Here is a 26,529-nt window from a genome sequence, read left to right on the forward strand (position 1 = left end):
CAGGGTCACGTAATCAAATGCATCCCCGCATCCATGCGCACGACCTCGCCGGTCATATTGCTGGAGGCCGGCATCGCGAGGAAGCAGACGAGCTGCGCGATGTCTTCCGCGCTCGAGGCGACCTTGAGCGGCACTTTCGCCACCACGCTGTCGCGCACCTGTTTTGCGCCGGCCTCGCCGCGGCCCTTGGTGAACCAGGGCGTGTCGATATAGCCGGGGCAGACCGTATTGACGCGGATCAGCGGCGCCAGCGCGCGCGACAGCGACAAGGTCATGGTGTTGAGCGCCCCCTTGCTCGCGGCATAGGCGATCGACGAGCCGACGCCGCTGATGCCGGCGACCGAGGACACGTTGACCACCGCCGACGACCGGCCCGAAGCCTTGGCGCCGGCCTCGAGCAGGCTGCGTGCCGCGCGTACCATCTGGAACGATCCGATGGTGTTGACACCATAGACCCGCTGGAAATCTTCCGCCGACAAGCCGTCGAGATCGGCGTGAGCGACGTGCTTGGTGGTGCCGGCATTGTTGACGAGCACGTCGAGCCGGCCCCACCCGGCCGCCGCTGCGACGATCTTGCGGCAATCGTCATCCTTTGAGACGTCGCCCTGCGCGACCAGGACTTCCGCGGCGCCGGCCTTGCGGCAGAGCTCAGCCGTGGCCTCGGCTTCCTTCTGGCTCGAGGAATAGTTGATGACGAGCCGGGCCCCGCTCCGCGCGAGAATTTCCGCGGTTGCAGCACCCAGGCCGGATGCCGACCCCGTCACGACTGCGCACAAGCTGTCCTTTGCCATCCCTGATGTTCCTACCTGATCTGATGTCGGCGTCTTGTTTAGCGAGTTTGCCGCGCCCTGCAAATCGAGCAAACTCCGCTAAGCGGAATTAGCTTGTCGCCCATGCCGGCGCTGCAGGTTGGCCTGCGATCAACGCTTGTCAGGGCCATGGCTTTTTCCGATCATCGGGCGCAAGAAGACACCGCGCGCCCATCCACGGGCGGACGCGCCAATGGCAAAGCACGGGGAACGCTGTGGCGGAGAGTGACAATATCGTCGTCGAGACCGCGGAAAAAATCTTCGCTGATCTCGCCGATCCGCAAACCATCAACAACGACAAGAAGAATTCGTGGCAGGCGCCGCTGTGGCAGGCGCTGAGCGAGGCCGGCCTGCCGCTCTCGTGGGTGCCTGACGACCTCGGCGGCTCCGGCGCCAGCCTTGCCGACGGCTTTGCCCTTCTGAACGCTGCGGGCCGCTTTGCGGTCGCGGTTCCGCTGGCCGAGACCATGCTCGCGGGCTGGCTGCTCGCGCAGGCCAAGATTGCCTCGCCCGAGGGCGAGATGACGGTGCTGCCGGCCTCGCCAAAGGATCACATCACGCTCGATGCCGACGGCGCGCTCTTCGGCCGCGCGCGCGGCGTGCCCTTTGCCAAGGCGGCGAAGCATTTTGCGGTGCTGGCGCGGGGCAAGGACGGCATGTCCATCGCGCTGGTCGATGCGAACAAGTCCCGGATCGAAGCCGGGCTCAATGTCGGCTACGACCACAGCGACACCGTGACGCTCGATAAGGTTCAGCCCGTCACCCTCAAGCCCGCGCCACAAAGCTTTGAGCAGACCACGCTGATGCTGATGGGCGGCGTCGCGCGCAGCCTTCAGATCGCCGGCGCGCTGGAATCCATGCTCGATATCTCCGTTCGCTATTCCAACGAGCGCGTCGCCTTCGAGAAGAAGATCTCGAAATTCCAGGCGGTGCAGCACAATCTCGCACGCCTCGCTGGTGAATCCGCCGCAGCGCTGGCGGCCGCGACCTCTGCCGCCGATGCGATTGCGAACGCCAAGGCGTTCGACGACGAGGTTTATCTCGAAGCCGCCTCCGCAAAAATCCGTTGCGCGGAAGCTGCGGAAAAGGGCGGCGCCATCGCGCACCAGGTCCACGGCGCGATCGGCTTCACCATGGAGCATATCCTGCACCGCTACTCGCTGCGGGCGCTGGCATGGCGCGACGATTTCGGGTCGGAGAGCCATTGGGCCGTCGAGCTCGGCAGGCTCGTTGCAAACCGCGGCGCCGATGAATTGTGGCCGCTCGTGGCTTCGCGCTGATCAGGGGACGACCACAATGACCGCTGCCCTCCGTTTCGATCCGATCCGCCTCCCCGAAAAATGCGAGCAATTGCGCAAGGAAGTGCGCGCCTTCCTCGCCGAAGAAATTGCCGCCGGCACCTTCGATCCGCACAAGCCCAACCGCGAGGACACCGACGCGCCGGAATTTTCGCGCCGGGTCGGCGCCAAGGGCTGGCTCGGCATGACCTGGCCCAAAAAATATGGCGGCCAGGAGCGCTCGTTCCTCGAACGTTACGTCGTGACCGAAGAGATGCGCGTGGCGAATGCGCCGACGCGGCGCTTCTTCGTCGCCGATCGCCAGAGCGGACCGGTGCTGCTGAAATATGCGCCCGAGCACATCAAGATGGAGATCCTGCCGCGCATCTGCCGCGGCGAGATCTGTTTCGCTATCGGCATGAGCGAGCCGAACTCCGGCTCCGACCTGTTCGCGGCAAAGACACGCGCGACCAAGACCGACGGCGGCTATCTCATCAACGGCACCAAGATCTGGACCTCGTCGGCGCATATTGCCGACTACATGATCGCGATCTTCCGGACCTCGCCGCCGACCAAGGAAAACCGCCGCCACGGCCTGACCCAGTTCCTGGTCAAGATGAAGCAGCCGGGCATCAAGGTGAACCCGATCGGCCAGATCACCGGCCAGTACGAGTTCAACGAGGTCGTCTTCACTGATCACTTCATTCCCGACGATCATGTGCTCGGCGAGGTCGATGGCGCCTGGAAGCAGGCGACATCGGAGCTTGCCTATGAGCGTTCAGGCCCCGAACGCTTCCTCGAAACCTATTACGTGCTGACCGAGCTGGTGCGCGCGATCGGCCCCAACCCGGACACGCGCAGCGCCGAGGGCATCGGGCGCCTGGTTGCGCAGCTCCACACCATGCGGCGCATGTCGGTTTCGGTTGCCGGCATGCTGCAGGCCGGCAAGGAGCCGGTGGTGGAAGCGTCCATCGTCAAGGATATCGGCACGGTCTGGGAGCAGCAGCTGCCGCACCGGGTGCGCGATCTCGCCGCCTTCGTCGAGGAGACCGCGACCAACCGCGAGACGCTGGAGCGGCAGCTCGATTTCGCCATCAAGACCGCACCGAAACTCACCATCCAGGGCGGCACCACCGAGGTGCTGCGCGGCATCATCGCCCGCGGACTGGGCTTGCGTTAGGACGAATGGACGACACGATCGCGGCTCGCTCCGGCCACCTCTCCCATAGGGAGAGGTCGATTTGCGTCAGCAAATCGGGTGAGGGGTTACGCCCTCACCAGGACCGCAGCCCCTCACCCGGCGCTACGCGCCGACCTCTCCCGATGGGAGAGGTGGTTCTTCGCTACTGAGAGATCGAGATGTTTGGAGACAACCTATGAGCACCTATAATGACATCGGCGTCGAGAAGGTCGGACATGTCGGCACCATCGAGATCCGCCGCCCGCCGCTCAACTTCTTCGACATCTCGCTGATCAACCAGATCGCGGATGCGCTCGACGAGTTCGACCGCGACATCGAAATCCGCGCCTCGGTTCTATCGGCACAGGGCAAGGCATTCTGCGCCGGCGCCAATTTCGGCGATCCGGCGCGGCAGGCGCAGGAAGCGCGCGAAGCGGAGAAGACCGCCAAGGGCGATCCGGCCGACAGTCTCGGGCCGATCAACCATCTCTACATCCAGGCCGTGCGCATCTTCCGCGCCAAGAAGCCGATCGTCGCCGCCGTGCAGGGCGCTGCCATCGGCGGCGGCCTGGGCCTGGCGGTCTCCGCGGACTTCCGCGTCACCTGTCCCGAAGCCCGCTTCTCCGCGAACTTTACCAAGCTCGGCTTCCATCCCGGCTTCGGCCTGACCGTGACGCTGCCCGAGCTGATCGGCAAGAACAACGCCGAGCTGATGTTCTATACCAGCCGCCGCGTCACCGGCGAGGAGGCTTACAAATGGGGCCTCGCCAACGAGCTGGTGCCGCAGGACCAGGTCAAGGCGGCCGCGATGAAGCTCGCCAGCGAGATCGCCGAATGCTCCCCGCTCGGCCTGCTCTCCACCCGCGCCACGATGCGCGCCGGATTGGCCGACCGCGTCATGGCGGCGACCAATCACGAACTCGCCGAGCAGACGCGGCTGCGCGCGACGGAGGATTTTAAGGAGGGCGTGAAGGCGACGGAAGAACGGCGCGTGGCGAATTTTAGGGGAAGGTAGCTCGTCGGGTGAAGGCACCTCTTTGTTCCTTCTCCCCTTGTGGGAGAAGGTGGCGCGAAGCGCCGGATGAGGGGTATCTATCCATGCGATCAAGTCCGTATTTGCGGAGAGATACCCCTCACCCGTCTCGCCGGGATGCGGCGAGCCCCCCTCTCCCACAAGGGGAGAGGGTTTAAGTGCGCCCCACCACCAGCGCGTCGACGATCGTCACGCCCTGCCCCTCCGGGTGCACCAGCACCGGGTTGAGCTCGATCTCCGCGATCTCCGCTGCATGCCGTGCGGCAAGCACGGAGATATCGGCGACGAGCTGCGCCAGACCCGTGACATCCGCCCTCGCCCCTCCGCGAAAACCGTTCAGGAGCGGCGCAGCCTTCAATCCTGCCAGCATCGCGCCGGCCTCCTCCGCACCGACAGGCGCCGGACGATAGATCACATCGCGGAATAGCTCGGTCGTGACGCCGCCGAGCCCCACCATCACCATCGGGCCAAATGTCTTGTCCGTCATCGTTCCCACGATGATCTCGACGCCCTTCTTCGCCATCGGCCCGACCAGCACACCTTGAATGACCGCCGCCGGCCGCTGCCTGCGCGCATTGTTGAGCAACGCTTCGAATGCCAGGAAGACCTCGCCCTTGGTGGTGATGTTGACCCGCACGCCATCGACTTCGCTCTTGTGCGCGATGTCGGGCGACTGGATCTTCATCACCAGCGGAAAGCCTACGCGGGCGACGGCTTCATCCAGCCCGGCCTTTTCCGTCACCAACACTTCGTCCGGCAGCCCGATGCCGGCGCCGCGGAGCAATGCCTTGCTGTCGGCCTCGGACAATGCCTGCTGCTTCAAATGCGCAGAGAGATCGCGCACCGGCAACCGCGTCTCGTCCGCGGGCTTCGGCAGATTGAACATTGCGTAGTCGACGAGCCGCCGCATCGCGACGCCGACATGAGTCAAACCGGAGAGGACCACGACACCGGACTTCGCGAGCTCCCGCCGCGCGAAGTCGGAGGGCACCGTGTAGGAATAGAACGCGACCGGCTTCTTCTGCGCCGCCAGCGCCGGCGTCAGCTCGGCCTCGTCGAACGGTTTGCGCACCTCGCTCGACAGTGAGAGCACGACCAGCACCGCGTCGACCTCGTCGGAGGCGGTGAGCAGGTCGACGCTCTTCTGCAATCCGCCGGAGGTCACGCCTTGCGCCGTAACGTCGATCGGGTTGCGTGCGGTGCCGTAGGATGGCATCAGCGTTCGGATCCCGGCCTGGATCATTTCGGAGAGCTCCGGCACCTGCAAGCCTTGCAGTGCCACAGCATCCGCGGCCCAGATGCCGGCGCCGCCGGAGACGGTGACAACGGCGACGCGATCGCCCTTTGGCAGCGGATTGCTGGCGAGCAGCGCCGCGATCGTCAGCGCCTCGTCGAGATCGTTGGAGACGATGAATCCGTATTTCGCGAACACCGCGTCATAGGCCGTCGACCAGCCGGCCATGCTCGCCGTGTGCGAGGCTGCCGCCCGCTGGCCTGCGCCGGAACGGCCGACTTTTGTCACGATGACGGGCTTTCTCGTCTCGGCAGCGCGCCGCGCCGCGGCCAGAAACTTGTCGACGTCACGGATGCCTTCGATGAACAGCAGGATCACGTCGGTCGAGGCGTCCTGCACCAAATAGTCCAGGAACTCGCCGGCGCCGAGATCGGATTCGTTGCCGGCGCTGACAACGTAGCTCACGGCGATACCGATCGCCTTCGCACGATGATAATAGGCAAAGCCGATGCCGCCGCTCTGCGCGACGATGCCGATCCGCTTTTGCGTAGCGACCAGCGGTACCACACCCGGCTTGACGTCCGCTGCGGGACTGAAGGTGGCCGCCACGCGCTGCATTTGGCTGAAGAAGCCCTCGGCATTGGGGCCGGAAATCCGCATGCCGGTGCGTCTCGCCAGCGCCGCGATCGCGTCCTGCATTGCTGCGCTGTCGCCGCCCTCCTCCGCGAAGCCAGAGGAGATGATGACGGCGTTCTTGACCCCGGCGGCGGCGCATTGCTCGAGCGCTGGCAGCACTGCGCGGGCCGGAATGACGATGACGGCGAGATCGACCGGAGCGCCGATCTCGGCGATCGATTTACAGCAGGCGAGCCCGTCGATGTCGGCATAGTTCGGGTTCACCGGATAGATCTTGCCGGGATAATCGTTCTTGCGCAGCATCGACAAAAGCCGCCCCGGAATCTTCTCGTGATCGCGCGAGGCCCCGATCAGCGCGATGCTCGCGGGCGCAAAGAAGCTGTCGAGCGGATGCGGCATGGCGTGTCCCTGTTGTTTTTCGATTAGTCTATCCGTGATGGCCGGGCTTGTCCCGACCATCCAACGCCGTCATTCCAGCTCAAGAACGCGGATGCCCGGGACAAGCCCGGGCACGACGACACGGTGAGAGATGAGCCGACAAATCAAGCGACGCGGAACGTTACACCACCTAACAAGAACTCGTTGCCGGCAACGGCCAGCCCCTTCGCCTTGGCCGCATGCAGCACGCCCGCCACGTCAGCCACCCGAAACTCCAGCGCGCTCATGATCTCGCTGGCCCCCTTCACGAATCGGAAGCTTGCATTGGGCAGCTTCAGTTCGGCGTCGCGCGGCGCAATACCAATGATCTTACCCCAGTGCTCCGCCAGCCCCTGCGGGTCTGGGCTTTGCATCTCCACGGTCGTCAGCGCCTGCGTCACATCCTTGCGGATGAATTTTTGCCAGTCGGGTCCCGCCGGCGGATAGACGCCGAGAATGTCGTCGCTGCCTTCGGTGTGATTGAACTCGATGAAGGCGGCGCGGCAGTCGCGGGGGTGGAGCTGCACGCCGTGATAGGGCGCATGGTCGATGACGTTGGCGGTGCGCACGCCCAGCGCGTTGGCGTTGCGGCCGCGCTCGTCCGGATCGTTGCAGCAGAAGATCGCCATGTAGCCGCCGCGGCCGCCGGTCTTCTCAATGAAGCGGCCGGCCGTGGTGCCGTCCTTGAAGGGCGCCACGACTTCCAGCAGGATTGTGTCGACCGGGAGCAGCGCGTTCTCCAGACCGTATTTCGCGACATTGCCGTCGCGATAGCACACAGTGAGGCCCATGATCCTGGCGATGTCCGTGATGACAGGCTCAAGCTGCGGCGCCACCAGGCAGATCTGACGCAGCCGGATATAGGGCGCCATCGTCATGCGCCCTTGAAGGTCGGCTTGCGCTTCTCGACGAAGGCTTTGGCGGCCTCCTTGTGGTCCTCGGTGTCGCCGCATCGGGTGTGATGGATCGCCTCGCCATCGAAGCAATCCTCCAGCGCCAGATGCTCGGCATTGTTGATGTTGCGCTTGATGAAGCCAAGCGCAATCGATGGGCCCTGCGCCAGCGACAGCGCGAGCTCGTGCGCGGCAGCGTCGATCTCGGTGTCGGGAACCACCTTCGTCACCATGCCGATCGCATGCGCCTCTTTTGCAGTCAGCACCGGCGACATCAGATAGAGCTCGCGCGCCCGCGCGCTGCCGAGCAGTTGCGTCAGAAAATAGGTCCCGCCGTAATCGCCGGAGAAGCCGACCTTGGCGAAGGCCGTGGTGATCTTGCAGGATTCGCTGGCGATGCGCAGGTCGCAGGACAGCGCCATCGACAGGCCGGCGCCGGCCGCCGCGCCGTCGAGCTGCGCCACGATGGGCTTTGGCATCTGATGCAGGATGCGCGAGACCTCCATGCCGCGGCGCAGGTTTGCGAGCTTCTGCTCGAACGGCAGCGGCGCGCGGCCCTCCGCCATCGACTTGACGTCGCCGCCGACGCAGAAACTGCCGCCCGCGCCCTTGAACAGCACCGCCCGCACCTCCGGATCATCGGCCGCGCGCCGCGCCGCCTCGACCAGTCCGGCGACCATGTCGGGGTTGAGCGCGTTCTTCCGCTCCGGGCGATTCATCGTGATGGTGAGCAGCCCGCCTTCGAGCTTTTGCAGGACCATGTCGTTCATGGGACGTCTCCCTTGTTGTTTTAGCTATCACCACACCGTCATTGCGAGCAAAGCGAAGCAATCCAGAAGTGTTTCCGCAGATGCCGTCTGGATTGCTTCGTCGCTTCGCTCCTCGCAATGACGTTGCGAGTTCGTCACGCTGTCATTTCTTCACCAGCGGGCAGCGCGACTGCTCCAGCGACTGGAACGCCTCATTGCCGGGGACGGTGGCGAGCAGCTTGTAATCGTCCCAGCGGCCCTTGGATTCCGACGGCTTCTTCACCTCGAACAGGTACATGTCGTGGATCATGCGGCCGTCCTCGCGGATCTTGCCACCCTTGGCGAAGAAGTCGTTGATCGGCGTCTCCTTCATCACCTTCATGACCGCCGCAGCGTCGGTCGTGCCGGCTGCCTTCACCGCTTTCAGATAATGCGTGACGGAGGAATAGACGCCGGCCTGCGCCGAGGTCGGCGGCCGCTTCACGCGTTCCTGGAAGCGCTTCGAGAAGGCGCGCGTCTCCTCGTTCATGTCCCAGTAGAACGCTTCGGCCAGCAGCAGGCCCTGCGCGGTCTCAAGCCCGATCGAGTCGATGTCGGTGACGAAGGCGAGCAGCGGCGACAGCTTCTGGCCGCCCTTCATGATGCCGAACTCCGCCGACTGCTTGATGGCGTTGACGGTGTCGCCGCCGGCATTGGCGAGCCCAATCACCTTGGCCTTCGAGGCCTGCGCCTGCAGCAGGAACGACGAGAAATCCGAGGTGTTGAGCGGATGACGCACGCTGCCGAGCACCTTGCCACCGGTCTTGGTGACGACGTTGCTGGTATCCTTCTCCAGATCCTGGCCGAAGGCATAATCGGCGGTGAGAAAGAACCAGGTGTCGAGGCCCGATTTGACCGCGGCAAGGCCGGTCACGTTGGCCTGGGCGAACGTGTCGAACACGTAGTGCACGGTATAGGGACCGCAGGCTTCGTTGCTGAGGCGGATCGAGCCCGGGCCGTTGAAGATGATGATCTTGTTACGCGCTTTCGCGATCTCTCCGGCGGCGAGCGCGGTCGCCGAGGCCGCGACGTCGTAGATCATCTCGACGCCCTGATTGTCGAGCATGTCGCGGGCGATGTTGGCGGACAGATCGGCCTTGTTGAGATGGTCGGCCGCCAGCACCTGGATCTTGCGTCCCAGCACCTCGCCGCCAAAGTCTTCGACAGCCATCTTGGCCGCGGTCTCGCTGCCGGGGCCGGTGATGTCCGCATAGAGGCTCGACATGTCGAGGATGCCGCCGATCTTGAGCGGCGGCTTGTCCTCCGCCTGCACGGCGCTCGCGCTCAGGGCAAACGCTGCGGCAAAAATGACCGACAAAATACGCTTCATGAAAAAGGTCTCCCTTATCGCGCCGTGCTCTGATGGCGGCTTGGCTATTGGTGTTGCTGCAATCATGCCGTATGCGCGAGAGCGCAGCAAGCGAAGGTACGTTGCGTGCGCACGATTGCCGCGTGTGTTTTCCGCAAAGCGGAATGGTGAGGCGCGGACAAATGTCTCCACGTCATTGCGAGCGTAGCGAAGCAATCCAGAATCTTTCCGCGGAGGGGCTCTGGATTGCTTCGCTGCGCTCGCAATGACGGAGTATGAGGAAGCCTCTTCGCGAGCCACTACGCATGAGCTAAGCTTGGCACGCAATACAACCTCTCCGGGTCACGTGACGCCACGCCTTCACCTCATCGTCGCACTTCTTCTCGTCGCGGGTCACAGCGCATCCGCGAGCCCATGCCAGTTCGAGTCTCAGGGCGAAGGCCGCGTCGCGGCCATCGTCGATGCGCGCAGCGTGCGTCTCGACGATGGCCGCGAAATCCGCCTGATCGGCATCGAGACGACGGCGACGACAAAGCAGGCCCTGACGTCGCTGCTCGCCGGCCGCGACGTGGCCCTGCGCGGCACAGACGACACACCTGACCGCTACGGCCGGCAAGGCGCTTTTGTGTTCGTCGGCGAGAGCGATATCTCGGTACAGGCCACGCTGCTCGCCCAAGGCGATGCCATCGTCTCCGCCGAGATCACGGACAAGGACTGCGCGGCCGCCCTGATGGCGTCGGAAGCCGAGGCGCGGCGCCAAAAAATGGGCAGCTGGGCTGATCCGTCGGCCATAAAAAACGCGGAAAGTCCGGACGATATTTTGGCAGGGATTGGGCGTTTTATGGTGGTCGAGGGCAAAGTCCTGTCGGTCCGGCAAGCTGGGGCAATGACCTACCTCAACTTCGGACGAAACTGGACACGGGGCTTTGCGGCGACTATTTCAAGGCGCACGCTGCCGGCATTCGAAAACGCCGGAATTACCCTCAAGTCCTTGGAGAATCGACGTATTCGCGTTCGGGGCTGGGTTGAAGGGAATACGGGGCCGCGTATCGATATACGCCTCGTGGGACAGGTCGAGTTGCTGGGCGCAAACGAGCCGACAGGGGTAAGGCCCTAAAAGGGCCGGGCACGGGTTAAGCGACGTGAATGGGGTGCTAGAACGGCACGAACGAGGTGATGGCCGCCGCCTGCGGGCTGCGCCGGCCGCGCTGTGCCTTGTTCTGGGCGGGCTTCTCGCCGGCTGCGGCGACATGGGCAGGTTCCAGGCCGCCGCGACCCCACCGGCTGTCGCGATGCCCAAGCCGAAACCCGCCGTCGCGCAGACCCCGGCCACCGAGAAGGAGCACGAGCGCATCCTGGCGAGCTATGGCGGCACCTATGACGATCCGCGGCTGGAATCGCTCGTCAGCAAGACCGTCGACCGGCTGGTCGCCGTCTCCGACCGCCCCGATCAGGGCTATAAGGTCACCATCCTCAATTCCGGCGCGGTGAATGCGTTCGCACTGCCGAACGGCCAGCTCTACGTCACGCGCGGCCTGCTCGCGCTCGCCAGCGACACCTCGGAATTGTCCTCCGTGCTCAGTCACGAGATGGCGCATGTCCTGTCCAAGCACGCCGCGATGCGCGAGGACCAGGCGCGCCAAGCCGCGATCGTCACCCGTGTCGTCACCGACATGAGCAACGATCCAGATCTGACCGCGCTCGCGCTCGCCAAGACCAAGCTCACCATGGCGAGCTTCTCGCGCAAGCAGGAGATCGAGGCCGACGGCATCGGCGTCGGCATTTCCGCCCGCGCGCATTTTGACCCTTACGGTGCGGCGCGCTTCCTCTCGGCGATGGAGCGTAATGCCGAGCTGAAGGCCGGGAAAAGCTCGCTCGATCCGCGCGCGCAGGATTTCACCTCGTCGCATCCGGCCACCCCGGAGCGCGTGCAGAATGCGCAGACCATCGCGCGACAATATGCAGCGCCCGAAGGCGCCGAGCGCGACCGCGAGACCTATCTCGCCGCGATCGACAATCTCGTCTATGGCGAAGACCCCAGCGAAGGCTTTGTCCGCGGCCGCAGGTTCCTGCATCCCAAGCTCGGCTTTACCTTCCAGGCGCCGGACAATTTCACGCTCGACAACACCGCGCAGGCGGTGATCGGCGTGCGCGAGGGTGGCTCGCAGGCGATGCGCTTCGACGTGGTGCGCGTGCCCGCCGAGCAGTCGCTCGGCGATTACCTGAACTCCGGCTGGATGGAAGGTGTCGAGAAGGCTTCCACCGAGGATCTCACCATCAACGGCTTTCCGGCGGCATCCGCCACCGCCAAGGGCGATCAGTGGCAGTTCAAGGTCTATGCTTTGCGCTTCGGCAGCGACGTCTACCGCTTCATCTTCGCGGCCAGGCAGAAGTCGACCGAGAGCGACCGCAACGCGCGCGAGACCGTCAATTCATTCCGCCGCCTGACGCTCGAGGAGATCCAGGCCGCGCGCCCGCTACGGATCAAGGTCATCACGGTGCAGCCCGGCGACACCGTGGAATCGCTCTCCCATCGCATGGCCGGCGTCGACCATCCCGCCGAGCGTTTCCGCGTGCTCAACGGCCTCGACCGCAACGCGCAGGTGAAGGTGCGTGATCGGGTGAAGATCGTCGCGGATTGACATCGACGCGTAGCCCGGATGGCTACCGCCCCGCGTCCATGTCGCCGGCCTCGCGCTGGCCGCTGAGCCAGAGCGCGAGCAGGGTCCAGAACGCGCCCGACAACAGGTACGCACCCGAGGCGATGACGCCGAGATTGGTGGCGAGCAAAAGCGCCACCAGCGGCGCGAAGCCGGCGCCGAACAGCCAGGCCATATCCGACGTCAGTGCGGACGCCGTGTAACGGTACGTCTGCTTGAAATTCGAGGCGATCGCGCCCGAGGACTGGCCGAAGGACAGGCCGAGCAGGATGAAGCCGATCACCATGTAGATGGTCTCGCCGAACGCACCAGCGTCGAGCAGCTGCGGGGCGAAGCCGCTATAGATCGCGATCGCGATCGCCGATCCCATCAGCAGCGACTTGCGGCCGACACGGTCGGCGATGATGCCGGAGATCACGATCGCGGCGACGCCGAACACGGCAGCAACGATTTCGATGATCAGGAAGCGCACCGGGCTTTCGCGGGTGAACAGGAACACCCAGGACAGCGGAAACACCGTCACCATGTGGAACAGCGCGAAGCTCGCCAGCGGCGCGAACGCACCGAGCATGATGTTCTGACCTTCGCGCGCGACGGTGTCTGAGATGCGCGCCGGCTGCAATTCGCGAGTCTCGAACAGCGAAGCATATTCCTCGGTCGTCACCATGCGCAGGCGGGCGAACAGCGCCACGACGTTGATGGCGAAGGCGACGAAGAACGGATAGCGCCAGCCCCAGTCGAAGAAATCGTCGGCCGAGAGGTTGCCGGCGAAATAGGCGAACAGCGCGCTCGCCACGATCAGCCCGAGCGGGGCCCCTAGCTGCGGCACCATTGCGTACCAGCCACGCTTGGAGGGCGGCGCATTCAGCGCCAGCAGCGAGGCGAGACCGTCCCAGGCGCCGCCCCAGGCCAAACCCTGCGCGATACGCGCCAGCGCCAGCAGCCAGATCGCGGCAACGCCGATCTCGTGATAGCCCGGCAGGAACGCGATCGCGACGGTGGCAGTGCCGAGCAGGAAAAGCGCCGAGATCAGCTTGGCCGTCTTGCCGTAGGCGCGGTCGATCGTCATGAAAATGACGGTGCCGATGGGGCGGGCCATGAAGGCCAGCGCGAAGATCATGAAGGAATAGAGCGTGCCCGTCAGTTCGCTCGCGAACGGGAACACCAGGCGGGGGAACACGATCACGGAGGCGATCGCGAAGACGAAGAAGTCGAAGAATTCCGAGGTACGGCCAATGATGACGCCGATGGCGATCTCGCCGGGGCTCGCCTGGTCGTGGCCGTGCTCGCCCGAGTGGAGGTCTGCCATTGCGGGGGTCTGTGCCGTCGCCATGCGTGCGCCCTTAACGTCCTGAAAACCAAAGCCAACCGCCCGGCGGGACGCCAGGCAATCTGGACCTCTCTGACTCAACATTCCGCACTGCAACATTGGACAAATTGTCCAATGTCCGGATTGCTGCGCCGCAGCTACCCGTTGGGCCGGCAAAGGAAACTCATTCTCAAAGGCTCGGCTCGTGTCCCGTCTCAAGATTCTGGCGCTGCTACCCCTGGCGGCTGCGCTTAGTGGCTGCAACTACGTCGTGCTGGCGCCCGCCGGCGATATCGCTGCCCAGCAGCGCGACCTCGTCATCATCTCCACCGTCCTGATGCTCCTGATTGTCGTCCCCGTGATGGCGCTGACGGTGCTGTTCGCCTGGCGCTACCGCCAGTCCAACACTGAGGCTCGCTACGAGCCGGATTGGGACCACTCGACCAAGCTCGAGCTGGTGATCTGGTCGGCGCCGCTCTTGATCATCGTCTGCCTGGGCGCGCTGACCTGGATGGGAACGCATCTGCTCGACCCTTATCGCACGCTCGGCCGCATCCATGCCGAGCGCGCCGTCGATCAATCCAAGGCCCCGCTCGAGGTCGACGTCGTCGCGCTCGACTGGAAATGGCTCTTCATCTACCCGGACTACGGCATTGCCACCGTCAACGAGCTCGCAGCTCCGGTCGACCGTCCGATCACCTTCCGCATCACGGCGTCCTCGGTGATGAACTCGTTCTACATCCCCGCGCTCGCCGGCCAGATCTACGCGATGCCGGGCATGGAGACCAAGCTCCACGCCGTCGTCAACCACGCCGGCACCTACAAGGGTTTTTCGGCGAATTACAGCGGCGCCGGCTTCTCCGGCATGCACTTCAACTTCCAGGGCCTCGACGACAAGGGCTTTGATGCCTGGATCGCCAGCGCCAAGTCGGCCGGCGGCTCGCTCGGCCGCGCCGAATATCTCCAGCTCGAAAAACCCAGTCAGAACGAACCGGTCCGGCGCTACGGCACGATCGATTCCGATCTCTACCGCCTGATCCTTAATATGTGCGTCGAGACCGGCAAGATGTGCCAGAGCGAGATGATGGCGATTGACGCCAAGGGCGGAGCCGGCCATCAGGGCGTGAACAATACGCTGCCGCTCGCCTACGACAAATACGCCCGCCGCGGCACGGCGCTTGGGCTGGAGCCGAGCTTCGTTGCCGGCACCTGCACCCCGGATGCGCCGCAAGGCGCCGCGACCACCGCGTCAATCAAGGCGCCGACCGACACCGCGCCGCTGCTCGGCGCCGGCCTGAAGCGGCCGTCGTTCACGCCGCTGAAGTCCTCGTCCTTCTTCCTCGGACAGCGTCCGAAGTCAGATTCTTAAAGAGATCCCGCATGTCTCCTGATCTTCTCAAGCTCATCTTCGGCCGGCTCGGCTTCGAATCGCTGCCGCTGCACGAGCCGATCGTCGTCGGCACCTTCGCGGTGGTCGCGCTCGGCGGCGCCGCGTTGCTCGGCGCCCTCACCTATTTCCGTCTCTGGGGCTATCTGTGGCGCGAGTGGTTCACCACCGTCGACCACAAGCGCATCGGCATCATGTACATGATCCTCGGCATCGTGATGCTGCTGCGCGGCTTCGCCGACGCGCTGATGATGCGCGGCCAGCAGATGCTCGCCTTTGGCGGTTCCGAAGGCTATCTCAACGCCCATCACTACGATCAGGTCTTCACCGCCCACGGCGTGATCATGATCTTCTTCGTGGCGATGCCGCTGGTCACCGGCCTGATGAACTACGTCGTGCCGCTCCAGATCGGCGCGCGCGACGTGTCGTTCCCGTTCCTGAACAATTTCAGCTTCTGGATGACGGTCGGCGGCGCAGTGCTGGTGATGGCCTCGCTGTTCATCGGCGAATTCGCCCGCACCGGCTGGCTGGCTTACCCGCCGCTGTCGAACATCGGCTACAGTCCCGACGTCGGCGTCGACTATTACATCTGGGCGCTTCAGGTCGCCGGCGTCGGCACGACGCTATCCGGCATCAACCTGGTCTGTACTATCGTCAAGCTGCGAGCTCCGGGCATGACCATGATGCGGATGCCGGTGTTCACCTGGACCTCGCTCTGCACCAACGTCCTGATCGTCGCCTCTTTCCCCGTCCTCACGGTCGTGCTCGCGCTGCTCTCGCTCGACCGCTACGTCGGCACCAACTTCTTCACGAACGATTTCGGCGGCAGCCCGATGATGTACGTGAACCTGATCTGGATCTGGGGCCACCCCGAGGTCTACATCCTAGTTCTCCCCGCCTTCGGCATCTTCTCGGAAGTCACCTCGACCTTCTCCGGCAAGCGGCTGTTCGGCTACACCTCGATGGTCTACGCCACGGTCGTCATCACCATCCTGTCGTACCTGGTCTGGCTGCATCACTTCTTCACGATGGGCTCGGGCGCCAGCGTCAACTCGTTCTTCGGCATCACCACGATGATCATCTCGATCCCGACGGGGGCGAAGATGTTCAACTGGCTGTTCACGATGTATCGCGGCCGCATCCGCTACGAGCTACCGATGATGTGGACCATTGCCTTCATGCTGACCTTCGTGATCGGCGGCATGACCGGCGTTCTGCTCGCGGTACCGCCGGCCGACTTCGTCCTGCACAACAGCCTGTTCCTGATCGCGCACTTCCATAATGTGATCATCGGCGGCGTGGTGTTCGGCGCGTTCGCAGGCATCAGCTACTGGTTCCCGAAGGCGTTCGGCTTCAAGCTCGATCCGTTCTGGGGCAAGCTGTCGTTCTGGTTCTGGGTCACCGGCTTCTATCTTGCCTTCATGCCGCTCTATGTGCTCGGCCTAATGGGCGTGACCCGCCGCCTGCGCGTGTTCGACGATCCCTCGCTCCAGATCTGGTTCGTCATCGCCGCGATCGGCGCCGGGCTCGTCTTGCTCGGTATCATCTGCATGCTGGTGCAGTTCGCGGTGAGCTTCCTCAAGCGCGAGCAGCTCAAGGACGTCACCGGCGATCCCTGGGATGCACGCACGCTGGAATGGGCGACCTCTTCACCCCCGCCGGACTATAACTTCGCCTTCACGCCCGTCGTGCACGACAACGACGCGTGGTGGGACATGAAAAAGCGCGGCTACCAGCGTCCGCTCAACGGGTTCAAGCCGATCCACATGCCCAGCAGCACCGGCACCGGCATCATCCTCGCCGGTCTTGCCACCGCGATGGGGTTCGGCCTGATCTGGTACATCTGGTGGCTGGCCGCCGCGAGCTTCATCGCGATGTTCGCCGTCGGTATCGGTCACACCTTCAACTATCACCGCGACTTCGACATTCCGGCTGAAGACGTCATCCGGACCGAGGACGCGCGCACCAAACTGCTCGCCGGAGCCAAGTAAAATGACTGTCGCGATCAATCCCACCCAATCTGGCGAGCCGATCTTCTACCTCGCCGACGAGCACCCGCATCCGGAAGGCTGGAGCACCGCGCTCGGCTTCTGGATCTATCTGATGAGCGACTGCCTCATCTTCGCGATCCTGTTCGCCACCTTCGGCGTGCTCGGCGGCAACTATGCCGCCGGTCCGGCGCCGAAGGACCTGTTCGACCTGAATCTGGTCGCGGTGAACACCTCGATGCTGCTGCTGTCGTCGATCACCTACGGCTTCGCCATGCTGACGATGCAGCAGAACAAGGTCGGCCAGACGCAGATCTGGCTGGCGATCACCGGCCTGTTCGGCCTCGCCTTCATCGGCATCGAGCTCACCGAGTTCGCCCACATGATCCACGAGGGCGCCACGCCGCAGCGCAGCGCCTTCCTGTCCGCGTTCTTCACCCTGGTCGGCACCCACGGCCTGCACGTCTCCTGCGGCCTGATCTGGCTGGTGACGCTGATGGTGCAGGTCTGGAAGTTCGGCCTGATCGAAGCCAACCGCCGCCGCCTGATGTGCCTGTCGATGTTCTGGCACTTCCTCGACGTAGTCTGGATCGGCGTCTTCACCTTCGTCTATCTCCTGGGAGTTCTGCGATGAACACCGATACTCACGCCGCGCACGCCGACGATCATCACCATGGCGACGGCCACGCCCACGGCACGTTCTCGACCTATATGCTCGGCTTCGTGCTCTCGGTCGTGCTCACCGCGATCCCGTTCTGGCTGGTGATGAGCGGCGCGCTGCCGAGCAAGCAGATCACCGCGCTGCTCATCATGGCCTTCGCAGTCGTGCAGATCGTCGTGCACATGATCTACTTCCTGCACATGAATACGACGTCGGAGAACGGCTGGAGCATGATGGCGCTGATCTTCACTATCGTCATGGTGGTGATCGCGCTTTCCGGTTCGCTGTGGGTGATGAACCACCTCAACAGCAACATGATGCCGATTCATCAGATGAGCGGAATGAAGTGAGCGAGCCTCTGACGTGAGCAAGATCTGGACCGGGACGAACAAGGCAGGCGGGACGCGCGGCAAGGCTGCGCGATCCCCCTCCCTGTGGCTCACGGTCCTCTCGCTCACGGCGATTGCCGTTCTGATCGCGCTGGGCATCTGGCAGGTCGAACGCCGCGCCTGGAAGCTGGCGCTGATCGACCGGGTCGAGCAGCGCGTTCATGCCCCGGCCCAGCCGGTTCCCTCGCCCGCTGCGTGGCCCACGATCTCCACCGCGAACGACGAGTACAGGCACGTCACCCTCACCGGCCGTTTCCTGCATGACCGCGAGACGCTGGTGCAGGCCGTCACCGAGGAAGGCCCCGGCTATTGGGTGCTGACGCCGCTTCTGCGCAGCGACGGCACGCAGGTCCTGATCAACCGCGGCTTCGTGCCCTCCGAGCGGCGCGACGCCTCGACGCGCCGGGACGGCAATCCCGACGGCGAGGTTGAGATCACGGGTCTGTTGCGCATCACGGAGCGCAGGGGCGGATTCCTCAGGAACAACGTGCCGCAGCACAACCGCTGGTACTCGCGGGATGTCGCCGCGATCGCGGCGGCACGCGGCCTCCACGAGGTCGCGCCCTTTTTCGTGGATGCCGACGCCGGATCACAAATTGCCGGCGGTCCGATCGGCGGATTGACCGTGATCCGCTTTCCCAATAACCACCTGATCTACGCACTGACGTGGTTTGCCCTGGCTTTCATGCTAGCCGGTCGACTTTTCGTCACATTCGGCGGCGGGCTATTGCGCCGCAAACGCTTCGTCCACGAACCGGCCGGCGGCTCCGACGCCGCTGCCCGCAGGACGGGATCAGATGCTGGAACGATCGTCGAGCCGACCTGACGACGCAAAGTCGAGCCCCCGGACGCTGGCCCATGGCGGCGAGCTGGCCGTGACGCTGCAATCGCAGGAGGACGCGCGCGGCGAGCTGATCGGCACTGCTCCCACCGACGACGAGACCAACCGCAAGAACATGGCGCTGCTGATCCAGCTGCGCTGGACCGCGGTGGTCGGCCAGATCGTGACCATCGGCGCCGTGCATTTCGGGCTTGGCATCCCCCTGCCCTTGGAACGGATGGGCGCGGTGATCGGCGCGCTGGTGCTGCTCAACGTCTCCAGCCTGGTCTGGGTGCGCCATCGCGCGGCGATCACCAACAACGAGCTTTTGGTCGCGCTGATGCTCGACGTCGCCGCGCTGACCGCGCAGCTCTACCTCTCTGGCGGCGCCACCAATCCCTTCACCTCGCTGTTCCTGCTCCAGGTCACGCTGGGCGCGGTGCTGCTCGACGCCCGCTCGACCTGGTCGCTGGTTGCGCTGACCTGCGCGAGTTTCGTGTGGCTGACGCTCGCCTACAGGCCGCTCGACCTGCCGCCAAATCCCATCAGCGAGACCTACAGCCTCACCGTAGCAGGCATGCTGTTGGGCTTCGTCCTCAACGCCGTGCTGCTGGTGGTGTTCGTCACCCGCATCAACAGGAATTTGCGCGAGCGCGACGCGCATCTGGCGGCGCTGCGCCAGCACGCGGCCGAGCAGGATCACATCGTGCGCATGGGCCTGCTCGCCTCCGGCGCGGCCCACGAGCTCGGCACCCCGCTCGCCTCGCTTTCGGTGATCCTCAGCGACTGGCGCCGCATGCCAGATCTCGCCGCCGATCAGGAGCTCGCCGAGGATCTCGCGGAGATGGAGACCTCGCTGCAACGCTGCAAATCGATCGTGACGGGCATCCTGGTGTCGGCGGGCGAAGCACGCGGCGAAGGCTCCTCGCCGACGACGGTGACGGCGTTCGTCACCGCGCTGGTGGAGGAATGGCGCGACGCGCGCTCGGCGCGGACGCTCTACTTCGTCAACACCTTCGGCGAGGACGTCGCGATCGTCTCCGACATCGCGCTGAAGCAGGTGATCTTCAACGTGCTCGACAACGCCTATGAGGTCTCGCGCGATTGGGTCGAGCTCGTCGCCGAGCGCGAGGGCGACAATCTCGTGCTGTCGATCAGCGACCGCGGCCCGGGCTTTGCGCCGGAGATGCTGGCGCAGCTCGGAAAGCCCTATCAGTCCAGCAAGGGCCGCGCCGGCGGCGGGCTCGGCCTGTTCCTGGTGGTGAACGTGGTGCGCAAATTAGGAGGCAGCGTGACCGCCGAGAACCACAGGAAGCGCGGCGCCACCGTTCGTCTCACGCTGCCGCTCGCAACGCTCGCGATCGGAGGGAATTTTGACGCCTGACCGCTCGCTCATCGTCGTCGAGGACGATGCCGGCTTCGCCCGCACACTGAAACGCTCGTTCGAGCGCCGTGGCTACGAGGTCGTGCTCGCCGCCTCGATCGAAGAGGTACGCCAAGTGCTGGAGGAGCGCTCGTTCGGCCACGCCGTGGTCGACCTCAAGCTCGGCGGCGCCTCCGGGCTTGCCTGCGTCGAGCTCTTGCACACGCATGATCCCGACATGCTGATCGTGGTGCTGACCGGCTTTGCCAGCATTTCGACCGCCGTCGAGGCCATCAAGCTGGGAGCCTGCCACTACCTGGCAAAACCGTCGAACACCGACGACATCGAGGCCGCCTTCAACAAGGCCGAAGGCAACGCCGAGGTCGCGCTCGATGCACGACCGACATCGATCAAGACGCTGGAATGGGAGCGCATCCACCAGACCCTGATCGAGACGGATTTCAACATCTCGGAAGCGGCCCGAAGGCTCGGCATGCATCGGCGGACGCTGGCAAGGAAGCTGGAGAAACGGCCGGTCAAATAAGGTGTCGTCCGGACCAGCGTCCCCCAAACAAAAAGCCCGGCCGAACGGCCGGGCTTTGATCTGTTGCAATCGATACGACGGGTTGCTTACGCAGCCTCGTCGGCAACGGTGGTGTCGTCGCCATCGGTGTCGTCGGTATCGCCCTCTGCATCCGTATCTGCTTCGCCCTCGGCGGCTTCCGCCTTGGCGTTGCGGCGCGGGCTCTTGGCAAGCTGGGCCTCGATCTCCTTGACCGCCTCGGTCTCGGTCGAATGCTGCACCACCGCGATCTCGCGGGACAGACGGTCGAGCGCCGCTTCATAGAGCTGGCGTTCGCTGTAGGACTGCTCCGGCTGCGACTCCGAGCGGTAGAGGTCGCGCACGACTTCCGCGATCGCAACGATGTCGCCCGAATTGATCTTCGCTTCATATTCCTGGGCGCGGCGCGACCACATGGTGCGCTTGACGCGGGCGCGGCCCTTGAGGGTCTCCAGCGCCTTCTTGACCAGCGCCGGATCGGACAGCTTGCGCATGCCGACATTGGCGACCTTGGCAGTCGGAACGCGCAGCGTCATCTTGTCCTTGATGAAGTTGATGACGAACAGCTCGAGCTTGGCACCGGCGATCTCCTGCTCCTCGATGGCCAGGATCTGGCCGACGCCGTGAGCGGGATAAACGACGAATTCGTTGGCCTTAAAGCCCTGACGCTGGGTGACGACCTTCTTTTCCTCGACTTTCGGCGCAGCAGCGGGCTTGGCGGCCGGCTTGGTAGCGGCAGGAGCCTTGGCATGAGCAGCAGCAACGGGAGCCTTCGGCGCGGCGGGCTTGGCAGCGTGAGCCTTCGCCGGGTGAGCCTTGGCAGCAGCAGGCTTGGCAACGGTCGCTTTCGCGGCCGATTTGGCAGTCTTGTTAGGCATTGCGCTTCTTTTGTTCTTCGAGGACTTTGCAGCCGGCGCCTTCGTCGCGGTCCGACCCTTGGATGCGCTACGGCTGGCCGCGGCGACTTTTTTGGCCTCCTTATGGGAAGCCCTCGCTGAAGTACTCTTTTTACGCGTTTTCTGTGACACAGCCTGCGCGCGGAAACTGCCACGCCCCTGTTCGACATTTGGTTTCACGGGAACCCAGAGGGGCCAACGGGGCTGACGGGGTTCGGCTTAATGTGCCCAATATAGCACATTTCCCGCAAAAATCAATGATTTAGGGGTCTTCAGGGCTGGTTTTCGGCGGTAACGCAGCTATTAGGGTTAAGTTTGGGCCCTAATTAGTCTCCCGAGCCCGGGTTCGGAGAAAAATATTTCTCGAACTTGCCTTCCATGCCATCGAATTCCTTGGCGTCGGCGGGTGATTCTTTCTTCTGGGTGATGTTGGGCCAGCTCTTGGCGTAGTCGGCGTTGACTTGGAGCCACTTTTCCAAGCCCGGTTCCGTGTCCGGCTTGATGGCGTCGGCGGGGCATTCCGGCTCGCACACGCCGCAATCGATGCACTCGTCGGGATGGATGACGAGCATGTTGTCGCCCTCGTAGAAACAGTCGACCGGGCAGACCTCGACGCAGTCGGTGTACTTGCACTTGATGCAGTTTTCAGTGACGACGTAAGTCATCCAACGCTCCGAAAAGCTCTTTCAAAAGTCGCGGCTTGCGTAGCGCGGATGGCCCGGCGCCGCAAGGTCGGGAACGGCCGATCATGACACTTGTGTGCGTTTGACCAGCCAAGAAATGAATGCACCGCGCAATTAATTGCGCTCGCCGAGCTCTTCGTAGAGCACGCGGGCCGAGGCGGCATCGCCGCGGCGCTCGTTGAAGGCGATGACCTTCAAGACGCGCACGGTGCGATCGAGCGCGATGGTGAGCACGTCGCCGACCTTGATCGCATGCCCCGGCGATGTCTCGCGTGCGCCGTTGACGCGAACGTGGCCGGTGACCACCAGCTCAGCGGCGGAGGTGCGCGCCTTCACCACCCGGGCGTGCCACAGCCATTTGTCGATGCGCTGCCGCTCGGTCGTAGGATTACTCCTTGCGCCCCGCCAGTTGCTCTTTCAGCGCTGCGAGCTTTGCGAAGGGCGAGTTCGGATCAACAGGACGATCGCGTTCGCGCGGATTCGCGCTGGAGGCATAGGGACGCAGCGACGGACCGGACTCGCGGTCGCGGCGGTCGCGGCCCTTGTCGCGGTCGCGGCCACGGTTGTCGCGGCCCTTGTCGCGATCGCCGCCGAACTTGCCTTTGTTGTCGCGGTTGCGATCGCGATCCTTGTTGTCGCGGTCCTTGCCCTCGAAACGGCGATTCCTGTCGTCACGCCCCTCGGGACGCGGCGCACCGTCTCCACCACCTTCGCGGCCCTTGCGAAAATCCTTGGCCCCGTCGCGGCGATGACCACCACCATGACGATGGCGCTCGCCCGGCTTCGCGCCTTCGGCTGCTTCGCCGGACGCGGCCGTGCTGCCTTCTGCACTCGCCTGCGGACGCGGCTGATGGTGACGCTGATGGCGATGGCGCTCGTGGCGCGGCTTGCGATCCTCGTGACGGCCGCCGGGACGCCAGACCTCGACGAGCTCGGGCTCGGCCGGCGTCGCCGCAGCCTCAGGCGCGACGGCTTCAGGCGCGGCAGCATCAGGCGATGCAGCAGCTTCCGTTGCCGCGGTCTCGGCGGCAGCGGCTTCGAGGCCGGCAGCCTCTGCCGGCGCAGCAATCTCTTCCGCCGGTGGCGCGATGCCGGGCGCATCTTCGGGCGTGACGGCAGCCTCAGGCGGAGCTTCCGGCGCAGGCTCTGCGTCCTGCGCGCCCCCGTCGTGCTGCTCCATGCCGGGGGCGTCTTCGACCGTGACGGCTTCGGGAGCGACTTCACCGGATGCTTCTGCCGACAGACCCGCTACGGCCTCCGCTGCGGTCTCGGTCGACGTCTCCGCGCTGCCCTCGACGGGCGGCGTCTCTGCCGCGACCGTCTCGGTCACCACAGGCTTTGGCGGCAACGGCGGACGCTTCTCCATGCGATAGCCGAGCGCGCGCAGCACGGACGCAAAGTCCTCGCCGGCCGACCCGGTGAGCGAGGTCATCGCCTGCGTCACCACAAAACCGCGGCCGTCGAACGCGCCGGCCGGCTTTTCGCCGGGCGAGTTCTCGCGCCAGGCCAGCGCCGGGCGGATCAGATCGGCAAGCCGCTCCAAAATATCGACGCGCACGGCGCGCTCGCCGGCCTGCTTGTAGCCGAGCACGCGATAGGCATCGCGCGGCAGCTGCTTGTCGACCGGGAACGAGGTGCGGCCCGAAGATGCCAGATGCTGAGCGCCAGACAGCGCGGAGAGATCGACATTGTCCTGCTTCAACGCCCAGAGCAGCGCTGCGAGCGCGCGCGCGGCGGGCTTGAGCAGACCGGGGAAATAGATGTGATAGGCCCCGAAGCGGACGCCGTATTTGCGCAAGACCGCGCGCGAGGACTGGTCGAGATCCTTCAGCTCGCTGGCGATCTTCGGCCGCTCCAGCACGCCGAGCGCCTCGACCAGCTGATAGGCGATGCCGCGGGCGATGCCGGTGACATCCTCGGCCTTTGACAGCTCGAACATCGGCCCGAGCAGCTTTTCGATATGCGTCTTGAGCCAGAGCTCGAGTCGGGCCTGCACCTTCTCGCGGGGCGCCCCAGTCAATCTCTCGTCCGAGATGATGCGGATGCGCGGATGCAGCGCGTCGTCTGCGGCGGACAGGCGCGCCACGGCATCGCCGGTCCAGCGGATGATGCCTTCGGAGGTCAGCACGAACTGCTCGTCCGGTGCATTGCCCAGCTTTTCGGCGCGCGCGTTGATCTCGCCGGCGAGCACCGCTTGCGCTGCAGCCTGCAAGGCTTTCGCATCGGAGCCGGCTTCCGCAGCGTCCGGTGCAAAGGTGAAGCCGTCGAGGCGGCCGATGACGTGGCCTTCGACGATGACTTCGCCGGTCTTGCCGATTTCAGTATTCAAGCTCGTGTTCTCCCGCAGGCGGCGCATCAATACACTGGTCCGGCGATCAACGAAACGCTCAGTCAAGCGTTCATGGAGCGCATCCGATAATTTATTTTCGACCTCGCGCGCGATCCCCTGCCAGCGTTCGGGGTCTTTCAGCCAATCCGGGCGGTTGGCGACGAAGGTCCAGGTGCGAATCTGCGCGATCCGGGCCGACAGCGTGTCGATGTCGCCATCGACGCGGTCGGCCTGATCGACCTGGGCGGCAAACCAGCTATCGGGGATGCATCCCTTCTGCATCAGGAAGCCGTACAGCGTCGTCACCAGCTCGGCATGGGCGGCCGGCGACAGCTTTCGGTAATCGGGGACCTGGCAGGCCTCCCAGAGGCGCTCCACGGCCACCTTGCCATGCGCGATATCGCGCACATCGACGTCGCGCGCAGCATGATCGAGCACGCGCATGTCCTCGGCGATCGGGGCGCGCGTCAGCGCCTCGTGCCCTGGGGCCAGGTTCAGCGACACCTGGAGCGCGCCGAGCGAGGAGAAATCCAGCTTCGAGTTGCGCCATTGCAGCATCTTCACGGCGTCGAAGGTGTGGTTCTGGAGCGCGTTGACGAGTTCGGGCTCGAACGGGGCGCAGCGGCCGGTGGTGCCGAAGGTGCCGTTGCGCGTGGCGCGGCCGGCGCGGCCGGCGATCTGCGCAAATTCCGAGGGCGTCAGGCGGCGGAACTGGTAGCCGTCGAACTTGCGATCGGAGGCAAAGGCAACGTGGTCGACGTCGAGATTGAGGCCCATGCCGACCGCGTCGGTGGCGACGAGATAGTCGACGTCGCCGTTCTGGAACATTGCCACCTGCGCGTTGCGGGTGCGAGGGCTGAGCGAGCCCAGCACCACGGCGGCGCCGCCATGCTGGCGGCGGATCAGCTCGGCAATGGCGTAGACCTCGTCGGCGGAGAAGGCGACGATGGCGGTGCGGCGCGGCTGGCGCGTGATCTTGCGGTCGCCGGCGAATTCGAGCTGCGACAGGCGCGGCCGCGTGATCATGGACACGCCCGGCAAGAGGCGCTCGATGATCGGGCGCATCGTGGCGGCGCCCAAGAGCAGCGTCTCGTCGCGGCCACGGCGGTTGAGAATGCGGTCGGTGAAGACGTGGCCGCGTTCGAGGTCGGAGGCGATCTGGACCTCGTCGATGGCGAGGAAGGAGACGTCGAGATCGCGCGGCATCGCCTCGACGGTCGAGACCCAATAGCGCGGCTTCTTCGGCTTGATCTTCTCCTCGCCGGTCACGAGCGCGACGCTCTCTGGCCCCGCGCGATCGGCGATCTTGTTATAGACCTCGCGCGCAAGCAGGCGCAGCGGCAGCCCGATCATGCCGGAGGGATGCGCGAGCATCCGCTCGATGGCGAGATGGGTCTTGCCGGTGTTGGTCGGCCCGAGCACCGCAGTGACGCCGGCGCCGGGGGCACGCTCGGAAGCGAAGGGGGAGGAAGAAAAAGCCATTCCGGAGATAGGTAGTGCCGATTTGGGCGAATGTCAGTGCTGTTTGAGGCGATGAGGCGATCAGGTGTCAGCGATGTCTCCGAACGCCACCACGCGCTCCGCTGTCATGCCCCGGCTTGACCGGGGCATGTGGCACGCCGTGGCTCATCGGCTCAACCACGACCGCCTCGGCGTACTGGATCGCCCGGTCAAGCCGGGCGATGACAGCGAGCGCGGAGCAGTCTTCCCAACCTCGCGCAACTGTCTCAGTTTGCGACGCTTTTCCCGCTCGCCTTAAGCTTCGGAACGACTCTAGAACGAATCGCGGCCGAATCGCTGACTCCCGATTGCGTCCCGTTCCGTTCACGCAACATGTCGCGGGACTCGCCACAGGTGCGCACTAGATGAAGGCTCGGGCTGCCGTACAAGCGACGATTTGATGACG

The 26,529-nt window shown here is 64.7% G+C and carries 22 protein-coding genes; 12 read left to right on the forward strand and 10 right to left on the reverse strand.

Annotated elements, in window-relative coordinates:
* Window positions 1–5 precede the first annotated feature (5 nt).
* Window positions 6–791 carry an SDR family oxidoreductase gene (locus IVA91_RS08530; protein ID WP_247276333.1) on the reverse strand — a complete coding sequence of 262 codons (786 nt, stop codon included), beginning with the start codon at window positions 789–791 and terminating at the stop codon, window positions 6–8.
* 233 nt (window positions 792–1,024) lie between these two features.
* Here IVA91_RS08530 and IVA91_RS08535 point away from each other — a divergent pair, with 233 nt between their 5' ends.
* The 3 genes from IVA91_RS08535 (at window position 1,025) to IVA91_RS08545 (ending at window position 4,281) form a co-directional block, all read left to right on the forward strand.
* Window positions 1,025–2,089: an acyl-CoA dehydrogenase family protein gene (locus IVA91_RS08535; RefSeq protein WP_247276332.1), complete on the forward strand. Its 1,065-nt coding sequence runs from the start codon at window positions 1,025–1,027 to the stop codon at window positions 2,087–2,089.
* Between the two features lie 16 nt (window positions 2,090–2,105).
* Window positions 2,106–3,266 carry an acyl-CoA dehydrogenase family protein gene (locus tag IVA91_RS08540; RefSeq protein WP_247276331.1) on the forward strand — a complete coding sequence of 387 codons (1,161 nt, stop codon included), beginning with the start codon at window positions 2,106–2,108 and terminating at the stop codon, window positions 3,264–3,266.
* A 196-nt stretch (window positions 3,267–3,462) separates the two neighbouring features.
* Entirely contained in the window at window positions 3,463–4,281 is an 819-nt protein-coding gene (locus IVA91_RS08545) for an enoyl-CoA hydratase/isomerase family protein (RefSeq protein WP_247276330.1), read from the forward strand.
* A gap of 172 nt (window positions 4,282–4,453) precedes the next feature.
* Here IVA91_RS08545 and IVA91_RS08550 read toward each other — a convergent pair whose 3' ends face one another.
* The 4 genes from IVA91_RS08550 to IVA91_RS08565 all read right to left on the reverse strand — a co-directional run bounded on the left by IVA91_RS08550 (window position 4,454) and on the right by IVA91_RS08565 (window position 9,597).
* Complete coding sequence (locus IVA91_RS08550; RefSeq protein ID WP_247276329.1) at window positions 4,454–6,568, reverse strand: acetate--CoA ligase family protein; 2,115 nt, start codon at window positions 6,566–6,568, stop codon at window positions 4,454–4,456.
* 143 nt (window positions 6,569–6,711) lie between these two features.
* Complete coding sequence (locus IVA91_RS08555) at window positions 6,712–7,458, reverse strand: hypothetical protein (RefSeq protein WP_247276328.1); 747 nt, start codon at window positions 7,456–7,458, stop codon at window positions 6,712–6,714.
* 2 nt (window positions 7,459–7,460) lie between these two features.
* Window positions 7,461–8,249 carry an enoyl-CoA hydratase gene (locus IVA91_RS08560; protein WP_247276327.1) on the reverse strand — a complete coding sequence of 263 codons (789 nt, stop codon included), beginning with the start codon at window positions 8,247–8,249 and terminating at the stop codon, window positions 7,461–7,463.
* 142 nt (window positions 8,250–8,391) lie between these two features.
* Window positions 8,392–9,597 (reverse strand): ABC transporter substrate-binding protein, encoded by a 1,206-nt coding sequence (locus IVA91_RS08565; protein ID WP_247276326.1) that lies wholly within the window; start codon window positions 9,595–9,597, stop codon window positions 8,392–8,394.
* A 244-nt stretch (window positions 9,598–9,841) separates the two neighbouring features.
* Here IVA91_RS08565 and IVA91_RS08570 point away from each other — a divergent pair, with 244 nt between their 5' ends.
* Together IVA91_RS08570 and IVA91_RS08575 are read left to right on the forward strand one after the other, a co-directional pair.
* A complete protein-coding gene (locus tag IVA91_RS08570; protein WP_247276325.1) occupies window positions 9,842–10,693 on the forward strand; it encodes a thermonuclease family protein in 852 nt (283 codons plus the stop codon).
* Window positions 10,694–10,826: 133 nt separating this feature from the next.
* The gene (locus IVA91_RS08575) at window positions 10,827–12,218 is read left to right on the forward strand and encodes a M48 family metalloprotease (RefSeq protein WP_247276443.1); all 1,392 of its coding nucleotides are present in this window, start codon (window positions 10,827–10,829) and stop codon (window positions 12,216–12,218) included.
* A 22-nt stretch (window positions 12,219–12,240) separates the two neighbouring features.
* On the opposite strand, the gene IVA91_RS08580 is transcribed toward IVA91_RS08575, so the two are convergent.
* On the reverse strand, window positions 12,241–13,569 hold the full coding sequence (locus IVA91_RS08580; RefSeq protein ID WP_247276324.1) for an MFS transporter: 1,329 nt from the start codon (window positions 13,567–13,569) through the stop codon (window positions 12,241–12,243).
* Between the two features lie 181 nt (window positions 13,570–13,750).
* Between IVA91_RS08580 and cyoA the strand changes: the two genes are divergently transcribed.
* The 7 genes from cyoA to IVA91_RS08615 are packed head-to-tail and all read left to right on the forward strand — an operon-like array spanning window position 13,751 to window position 20,697.
* Window positions 13,751–14,914 (forward strand): ubiquinol oxidase subunit II, encoded by a 1,164-nt coding sequence (gene cyoA / locus IVA91_RS08585; RefSeq protein WP_247416973.1) that lies wholly within the window; start codon window positions 13,751–13,753, stop codon window positions 14,912–14,914.
* An 11-nt stretch (window positions 14,915–14,925) separates the two neighbouring features.
* Window positions 14,926–16,923 carry a cytochrome o ubiquinol oxidase subunit I gene (gene cyoB / locus IVA91_RS08590; protein ID WP_247276322.1) on the forward strand — a complete coding sequence of 666 codons (1,998 nt, stop codon included), beginning with the start codon at window positions 14,926–14,928 and terminating at the stop codon, window positions 16,921–16,923.
* Window position 16,924: 1 nt separating this feature from the next.
* Complete coding sequence (gene cyoC, locus IVA91_RS08595) at window positions 16,925–17,554, forward strand: cytochrome o ubiquinol oxidase subunit III (RefSeq protein WP_247276321.1); 630 nt, start codon at window positions 16,925–16,927, stop codon at window positions 17,552–17,554.
* Window positions 17,551–17,931: a cytochrome o ubiquinol oxidase subunit IV gene (gene cyoD / locus IVA91_RS08600; protein WP_247276320.1), complete on the forward strand. Its 381-nt coding sequence runs from the start codon at window positions 17,551–17,553 to the stop codon at window positions 17,929–17,931. The genes cyoC and cyoD overlap by 4 nt, the downstream gene beginning before the upstream one ends.
* Window positions 17,932–17,944: 13 nt before the next feature.
* Complete coding sequence (locus IVA91_RS08605; RefSeq protein WP_247276319.1) at window positions 17,945–18,796, forward strand: SURF1 family protein; 852 nt, start codon at window positions 17,945–17,947, stop codon at window positions 18,794–18,796.
* Window positions 18,768–20,174, forward strand: coding sequence for an ATP-binding protein (locus IVA91_RS08610; protein ID WP_247276318.1), 1,407 nt, complete (start codon window positions 18,768–18,770; stop codon window positions 20,172–20,174). Before IVA91_RS08605 ends, IVA91_RS08610 begins: the two co-directional genes overlap by 29 nt.
* Entirely contained in the window at window positions 20,164–20,697 is a 534-nt protein-coding gene (locus tag IVA91_RS08615; RefSeq protein ID WP_247276317.1) for a response regulator transcription factor, read from the forward strand. Before IVA91_RS08610 ends, IVA91_RS08615 begins: the two co-directional genes overlap by 11 nt.
* A gap of 86 nt (window positions 20,698–20,783) precedes the next feature.
* Here the strand turns inward: IVA91_RS08615 and IVA91_RS08620 are convergent, their stop codons facing one another.
* The 4 genes from IVA91_RS08620 to IVA91_RS08635 form a co-directional block, all read right to left on the reverse strand.
* Entirely contained in the window at window positions 20,784–21,593 is an 810-nt protein-coding gene (locus tag IVA91_RS08620; protein ID WP_247276316.1) for a CarD family transcriptional regulator, read from the reverse strand.
* Between the two features lie 344 nt (window positions 21,594–21,937).
* Complete coding sequence (gene fdxA / locus IVA91_RS08625) at window positions 21,938–22,276, reverse strand: ferredoxin FdxA (RefSeq protein WP_018643465.1); 339 nt, start codon at window positions 22,274–22,276, stop codon at window positions 21,938–21,940.
* Between the two features lie 132 nt (window positions 22,277–22,408).
* Window positions 22,409–22,660 carry a S4 domain-containing protein gene (locus IVA91_RS08630; RefSeq protein WP_346015473.1) on the reverse strand — a complete coding sequence of 84 codons (252 nt, stop codon included), beginning with the start codon at window positions 22,658–22,660 and terminating at the stop codon, window positions 22,409–22,411.
* Between the two features lie 22 nt (window positions 22,661–22,682).
* Window positions 22,683–26,105 carry a helicase-related protein gene (locus IVA91_RS08635; RefSeq protein ID WP_247276314.1) on the reverse strand — a complete coding sequence of 1,141 codons (3,423 nt, stop codon included), beginning with the start codon at window positions 26,103–26,105 and terminating at the stop codon, window positions 22,683–22,685.
* Between the last annotated feature and the right edge of the window lie 424 nt (window positions 26,106–26,529).

Source organism: Bradyrhizobium sp. 153, assembly GCF_023073835.1.
In the GTDB taxonomy this organism is placed as follows: Bacteria; Pseudomonadota; Alphaproteobacteria; order Rhizobiales; family Xanthobacteraceae; genus Bradyrhizobium.

What these genes read in the sequence shown, in the direction of transcription:
- IVA91_RS08530 (WP_247276333.1), bottom strand. Translation starts at nt 791, where the DNA reads ATGGCAAAGGACAGCTTGTGCGCAGTCGTGACGGGGTCGGCATCCGGC.
- IVA91_RS08540 (WP_247276331.1), top strand. Translation starts at nt 2,106, where the DNA reads ATGACCGCTGCCCTCCGTTTCGATCCGATCCGCCTCCCCGAAAAATGC.
- IVA91_RS08545 (WP_247276330.1), top strand. Translation starts at nt 3,463, where the DNA reads ATGAGCACCTATAATGACATCGGCGTCGAGAAGGTCGGACATGTCGGC.
- IVA91_RS08550 (WP_247276329.1), bottom strand. Translation starts at nt 6,568, where the DNA reads ATGCCGCATCCGCTCGACAGCTTCTTTGCGCCCGCGAGCATCGCGCTG.
- IVA91_RS08555 (WP_247276328.1), bottom strand. Translation starts at nt 7,458, where the DNA reads ATGGCGCCCTATATCCGGCTGCGTCAGATCTGCCTGGTGGCGCCGCAG.
- IVA91_RS08560 (WP_247276327.1), bottom strand. Translation starts at nt 8,249, where the DNA reads ATGAACGACATGGTCCTGCAAAAGCTCGAAGGCGGGCTGCTCACCATC.
- IVA91_RS08565 (WP_247276326.1), bottom strand. Translation starts at nt 9,597, where the DNA reads ATGAAGCGTATTTTGTCGGTCATTTTTGCCGCAGCGTTTGCCCTGAGC.
- IVA91_RS08570 (WP_247276325.1), top strand. Translation starts at nt 9,842, where the DNA reads ATGACGGAGTATGAGGAAGCCTCTTCGCGAGCCACTACGCATGAGCTA.
- IVA91_RS08575 (WP_247276443.1), top strand. Translation starts at nt 10,827, where the DNA reads ATGGGCAGGTTCCAGGCCGCCGCGACCCCACCGGCTGTCGCGATGCCC.
- IVA91_RS08580 (WP_247276324.1), bottom strand. Translation starts at nt 13,569, where the DNA reads ATGGCGACGGCACAGACCCCCGCAATGGCAGACCTCCACTCGGGCGAG.
- cyoB (WP_247276322.1), top strand. Translation starts at nt 14,926, where the DNA reads ATGTCTCCTGATCTTCTCAAGCTCATCTTCGGCCGGCTCGGCTTCGAA.
- cyoC (WP_247276321.1), top strand. Translation starts at nt 16,925, where the DNA reads ATGACTGTCGCGATCAATCCCACCCAATCTGGCGAGCCGATCTTCTAC.
- cyoD (WP_247276320.1), top strand. Translation starts at nt 17,551, where the DNA reads ATGAACACCGATACTCACGCCGCGCACGCCGACGATCATCACCATGGC.
- IVA91_RS08610 (WP_247276318.1), top strand. Translation starts at nt 18,768, where the DNA reads ATGCTGGAACGATCGTCGAGCCGACCTGACGACGCAAAGTCGAGCCCC.
- IVA91_RS08620 (WP_247276316.1), bottom strand. Translation starts at nt 21,593, where the DNA reads ATGCCTAACAAGACTGCCAAATCGGCCGCGAAAGCGACCGTTGCCAAG.
- fdxA (WP_018643465.1), bottom strand. Translation starts at nt 22,276, where the DNA reads ATGACTTACGTCGTCACTGAAAACTGCATCAAGTGCAAGTACACCGAC.
- IVA91_RS08635 (WP_247276314.1), bottom strand. Translation starts at nt 26,105, where the DNA reads ATGGCTTTTTCTTCCTCCCCCTTCGCTTCCGAGCGTGCCCCCGGCGCC.